7 protein-coding genes and 1 pseudogene are annotated in these 4988 nt (G+C 55.3%); 7 read left to right on the top strand and 1 reads right to left on the bottom strand.

The annotated features are described in order from the left end of the window. The 7 genes and pseudogenes from AC2FPW_RS18045 to AC2FPW_RS18015 form a co-directional block, all read left to right on the top strand. Positions 1-732: pseudogene (locus tag AC2FPW_RS18045) on the top strand (ParB/RepB/Spo0J family partition protein); the annotation flags it as partial. Between the two features lie 50 nt (positions 733-782). Then, the gene (locus AC2FPW_RS18040) at positions 783-1649 is read left to right on the top strand and encodes a hypothetical protein (protein ID WP_496814828.1); all 867 of its coding nucleotides are present in this window, start codon (positions 783-785) and stop codon (positions 1647-1649) included. Further along, positions 1646-2011: a hypothetical protein gene (locus AC2FPW_RS18035; RefSeq protein WP_496814827.1), complete on the top strand. Its 366-nt coding sequence runs from the start codon at positions 1646-1648 to the stop codon at positions 2009-2011. Before AC2FPW_RS18040 ends, AC2FPW_RS18035 begins: the two co-directional genes overlap by 4 nt. A 73-nt stretch (positions 2012-2084) precedes the next feature. After that, entirely contained in the window at positions 2085-2318 is a 234-nt protein-coding gene (locus AC2FPW_RS18030; RefSeq protein ID WP_475214494.1) for a FitA-like ribbon-helix-helix domain-containing protein, read from the top strand. Continuing rightward, positions 2315-2737, top strand: a complete 423-nt coding sequence (locus tag AC2FPW_RS18025) for a type II toxin-antitoxin system VapC family toxin (protein WP_480774403.1) — start codon at positions 2315-2317, stop codon at positions 2735-2737. The genes AC2FPW_RS18030 and AC2FPW_RS18025 overlap by 4 nt, the downstream gene beginning before the upstream one ends. Positions 2738-2749: 12 nt before the next feature. Continuing rightward, a complete protein-coding gene (locus tag AC2FPW_RS18020; RefSeq protein ID WP_496814826.1) occupies positions 2750-3292 on the top strand; it encodes a hypothetical protein in 543 nt (180 codons plus the stop codon). 785 nt (positions 3293-4077) lie between these two features. Beyond that, entirely contained in the window at positions 4078-4275 is a 198-nt protein-coding gene (locus AC2FPW_RS18015; protein ID WP_480774401.1) for a hypothetical protein, read from the top strand. A gap of 280 nt (positions 4276-4555) precedes the next feature. Here the strand turns inward: AC2FPW_RS18015 and AC2FPW_RS18010 are convergent, their stop codons facing one another. Next, the gene (locus AC2FPW_RS18010) at positions 4556-4753 is read right to left on the bottom strand and encodes a hypothetical protein (RefSeq protein ID WP_496814825.1); all 198 of its coding nucleotides are present in this window, start codon (positions 4751-4753) and stop codon (positions 4556-4558) included. Positions 4754-4988 lie beyond the last annotated feature (235 nt).

Genomic DNA, 4988 nt, shown 5'->3' with positions numbered 1-4988 from the left:
TTCATCGAAGCCCCCTCAAAACCTTCTAAGCCCACTGCATCGGAAGCTGAAAAACCGGCATTCTCGCAGAAGTTCATCGACGACATGAAAGCGATCCGGCTGGCGGCTGTTCAAACGGCCATGCTGGACAAGCCCGAGTATGTTCTGAGCCTGTTTGCCTTCTATGCGACACCGGCATCCGGTCACTACACCAGCCTGTTCGGGTTCGGCTATGGCGGAGCGGAGAACAACACGCCCGAGATTGACGACCAGTTTGTTCTTGATCCGCGCCTTGGCGGTGAGCGGGATGAGGCCGCAGAGGAAGCCTACAACCAGTTTCAGGAAATGGCCGGGAAAGGCAGCATCGAAGCGTTCAAGGCATTCCGCGATCTGGGCAAGAAAACCCGCAACGGCGAAATCACCGCGTTTCTCGCGCGGCGCTTTACAACCCAGCGGGCCGACTTCATGGCGGAAATCGCGGCTGATGTTGGCGCTGATATGCGCTCGATCTGGACACCATCAGAAACCAACTGCTTCAAGCGTTTGAAGGGCTGGCAGCTTGACGACCTCTATAAAGACCTTCTGGATTTGCACATGGATACCGACGACTACCGCGCGTTCAGCAAGTCCAAGAAGGGCGAGAAGAACGAAGCGATGCACAAGCTGTTCAACGATCCAGAGCATCAAAAGGCTTTGCGCGTCACCCCTGAACAGAAGGCCCGCATCGACGCTTGGGTTCCCGAGTGCTTCTGAAACCAGCAGGGCAGGGCGCAATGCGCCCTGTCCACAGCAGGGATTTAACCATGTTCGACGCGACCCAATACAAACACCCGATTTGGCCCGGTGTCAGTGAGCCAGTTGAGAATGCCGACCTCAGAGTTCTTTCGTTGGGGGCAGGCGTTCAAAGCACTACGCTGGCGCTGATGGCGGCTCACGGCGAAATCGGCCCAATGCCTGATTTGGCTATTTTCGCAGATACCGGATGGGAGCCTAAAGCGGTTTATGAGCATTTGGACTGGCTTTCATCTGGGAACGTCCTGCCGTTTCCGATCCACCGTGTAAAGGCCGTGGACTTGCGCGCGCAAGTCCAGGCTCGCGCGGATCGCGCCGAAGGCCGATTTGTAACTATCCCTTATTTTCTGGGCCAAGGCGGGATGAACCGCCGCCAATGTACCCGAGAGGCCAAGATTGATCCGATCCGTGCCGAAGTTCGCCGCCTGCTCGGGGTTCCCAAAGGCGCGCGCGCGACCGCGTTTCGCGTAGAGCAGTGGATTGGCATCAGCACCGACGAAATGGAGCGGATCAAAGATGCGCCTGAAAGCTGGATCACGCATCGTTGGCCGCTCGTAGAGGCCCGCATGTCGCGCGGTGACTGTTCCGAGTGGTGCAAGCGGCATGGATACCCGGAGCCACCCAAATCCGCCTGTATCGGTTGCCCGTTCCGCACGAATGCACGTTGGCTCGAATTGAGCCTCAACGATCCAGACGCCTTCTCTGATGCAGTTGCGCTGGATGCTGCCATGCGCCGTAACGGTCCCGCAGCCGGGATGCGCGCGCTGGAATATATGCACCGATCTTGCCGACCCCTTGGCGACATCGACTTTGAAGCCGAAACAGGTGGGCCGGATTTTGACTTTCGCAGCGAATGTGACGGGGTTTGTGGAACATGACACGCTACATTTACACGACGCCCGGAACGCGCGTGCGATGGAGCAACGTGGCCGAATGGTGTGCAGCCGCGTGGAAATTGAACAGCCGTCGATGGTCGCGCAAAATGCGCCGCGACCTTGAAACTCATGCAATGTGTATGCCGCTGGAAATGATCAAGATCGAGGATGATCTTGAGGCCATTGAGAGTGCAGTTTGGCTATTAAAGTCTGGGCCGACCGGATTGCAGCGCCCGCAGCGTGGCCACCGTGGCGACCATCCGACCACTGCTGTCATAGTGGCCCTCAACAACCGCGCCGCAGTGTTGAGGCGCGAGGCTGATGTAATCCCGCAAGGTGAGAACTGGAACGCAATGAAAGGATGATAGCATACTTGATATTTGATTGCACTGCTATCACATAAGCTGTATGCTATCACTACCCACCATGGAGGATGAAATGGCAAATCTGACAGTCAGAAACCTATCTGATGACGTTCACAGTCGCGTGCGGTTTGTCGCGGCAGAACGTGGCATCAGCACGGAGGAAGCCGCTCGGCAACTTCTCGATGAAGCGTCTCGACCAGCCGAAAAGGTTGGCGACGTGATTGTTGAGTACGTGCAGGGCCTTAATGCGTTCTTGCCTGATATTGAACGCAGTGACGACAAAGCAGAACCGGCGGACTTCGGGTGATTATTTTAGACACAAATGTACTGTCCGACCCCATGAAGGAGACCCCTTCGCAGGCGGTGATTGGGTGGTTGAATGCGCTGCATAGCGCGCAGTTTTACACCACGACAATCACCATCTTTGAGGTGCGATATGGGATTGAACTACTGCCTGACGGCAAGCGGAAAGCTGCGCTTTGGAAAGGCTTCGACTTTACGCTAGGCCGTCTCTGCGGCAACCGGATTTTGCCATTCGACCGTGCGGCTGCGGAAGCCCTTGCGACCATGCAAGCCGAGGCGAAAGCCTATGACGTGAAGTTGGCAGACGCGCAGATCGCGGCGATTGCAAAGACACACGGTTTTTCTGTAGCAACCAGAGACGTGAAGCCGTTTCAGTTCTTAGGCGTCAATGTTTTGAATCCTTGGGATCACCCATCCGATTGAGGGACTGAAAGAATGACAAAATCCACCGCCGTAACAAAGGTTGAAAAAGCCGCGCGCCGCGTCTGGAAGTCCGCGCAAATGTATATTGCGTTCCACAAGGACCAGAACAAACGCCAACGCGACGAACCGAAGTTCTGGCCGCCGAAGAACGGCAGCGCGTCAATTCATGGCGCCCCTGCCGAGCAAGAGGCCATTGTTGTGGTCAAAGCCGCCGATCCAGAAGATACCCAAGATGTGCAAATCAAGCTGCATCCCAACCGGATTGTTGTTCGCCGCGATGCTGAAATCTGGTGGCAAGGGGTTGCTGTTGATGACCATTCTGTAACTGTCCGAATGGCAGACGGCACAATCATTGAGGTTCACCATGATGGTTCTGTCAAACGCCGTGCCGCTGAAGATGAAACCCATGTCGAAGCGGATGGCAGTATCTTCAAATGGACTGAACACGCAGAAACAACAATGACAGGTGACGGGATCGAGATGACCCGCCGCACTGAAGATCGGATTACCGCGATCACCTATGACGGCGTTGTCGATCGGGCGCGCAACCGTTAGCCTCAAAGAGCTTTTTTTGTTTTCCTCTCGTGGCGAGAGACCTTGGCCCGCTTCGGCGGGCTTTTTTCAGACTGGCGGCATGATGGTTAGGCGTCTTTGGTGTCCCGGCCGCGCGGGGCAGCAGCCCCACTCGACCAGGACTGTGCGCTGCCCGCGCAGGGGGCCGCTACAGCGGCCAGCCCGCTTTTCTTTATCTTGATCGGAAATTGAATGAGGCCAGCATGAGGGGGTCGCTGCTGGCCTCAGGGGTGTTACCGTGTGTGAGCGGTAAGTGGTAGGGTCGGAATATTTCTAACCGATCTACGCATGCCCCGAAATTAGGGCTTTCCCGTAGAAGTTGACGTTTCTAGTGCTTTGCCACCCAGAGCGGGCGTCTTGCACCGCCAATGCGCCCAATATCGATGTTCTGCAGGTCATCCCGTTTCGGGAAAGCCACCAGCTCGCGGATCTGCGCACAGAGCTTGTGTCAGATCGAGGTGATGTTGCCTCGTTTCCCTTTGTTCAGGTGTTCCGCTCGCAGCGGGCCCAGAAGTTCTTGCCTTTCACTCGGTCTGACAGCCTCAAACCCGTTGCCAGTGAAGATCCTCGTTCACGTGTTTCTTTCAAGATGAACATAATCGGGCAGTCGGAGTAGCCGCGCAGCCCCCGTTCCGGGCGCTCCGCTTCAACAGGTAATTTCCCCTGCGCTGATCGCGCATTCCTCGCGGGACAAATTACCTGCTGACAACTCCTTTATGCCCGCTTCTTCCATGTTCATCGAAACACTCAAAAACGAGGATCAAACAATGGCAACTCAAACTCTGAAACTGAACGTCAAAGCCGGTGAAAAAGATGGCAAGAACTTCTGGAACCGCTGCGGTGTCGCCTTTGTAAACACCGATGATCACGGCAACATCACCTCGATCCAGGTCAAACACGATATGTTCCCCGGCGTCGAAATGGTGGCTTTCCCGAAGCGGAATGACGACGACGAGCAGAACTGAGGGAAGGGCAGGGCGGCGCAAGTCGCCTTTCCTTTGCTCCGGCTCCAGGCTGGTCGGTTTCGCACACGAACCCGTGACGCTTTGGCGCTCATTTTCGCCTTGTTTGTAAAGGCTGGCTGTTCTACCTGTGGCTGAGTCAGGAATTACTCTGACACTCACGGATAGCCGCTGCAGCTCGTTTGCGTTTTCCCCCTCGGAGTGCGCCCAAATTGCTTCCCCCAAGCATATCGGGCAGAGCTGTAGCGGCTTGCACCGCCACAACCTTGTACAGTAGCCCCAGCTACACACAGCCAGTCGATTTTGCATACACAATGCTCTTGTCGTGACCAACTGTGTCAGTCACCACACGCACAACTTCAAAACCTTCCCCATCAAAAAATAGACCGTCACCGAGTCGCGGTTTAGCTTCAAACGTGCGTGTAATTTCGTCTCTTGAGCCGTTCGCTCTTTTTAAAATCACCTTAAAATCTTCAGTCATAATCAGTCACTCCTATAAAATTATGCAGCAGTATTTATCTCCAAAGCTCAGCGAAATTGCCGTTTTTGCTTGGAAAAAACGTGTTTGAGCCAACTTTTTTGTAAGCAATGCGGCTTGGTGTTTGCCTTTGTTTTAACCAGCTCTGACTAGAGTAGTTGGGCAAATCCCGCGCCTATGGGCGCGTGACCGCGTGCTAGTCGGACGCCGGCAGACCGGCCTCCGACCCGAACCAATC

It is taken from the genome of Ruegeria sp. SATB027, assembly GCF_059613825.1.
This window is presented reverse-complemented; position numbering and strand designations above follow the sequence as displayed.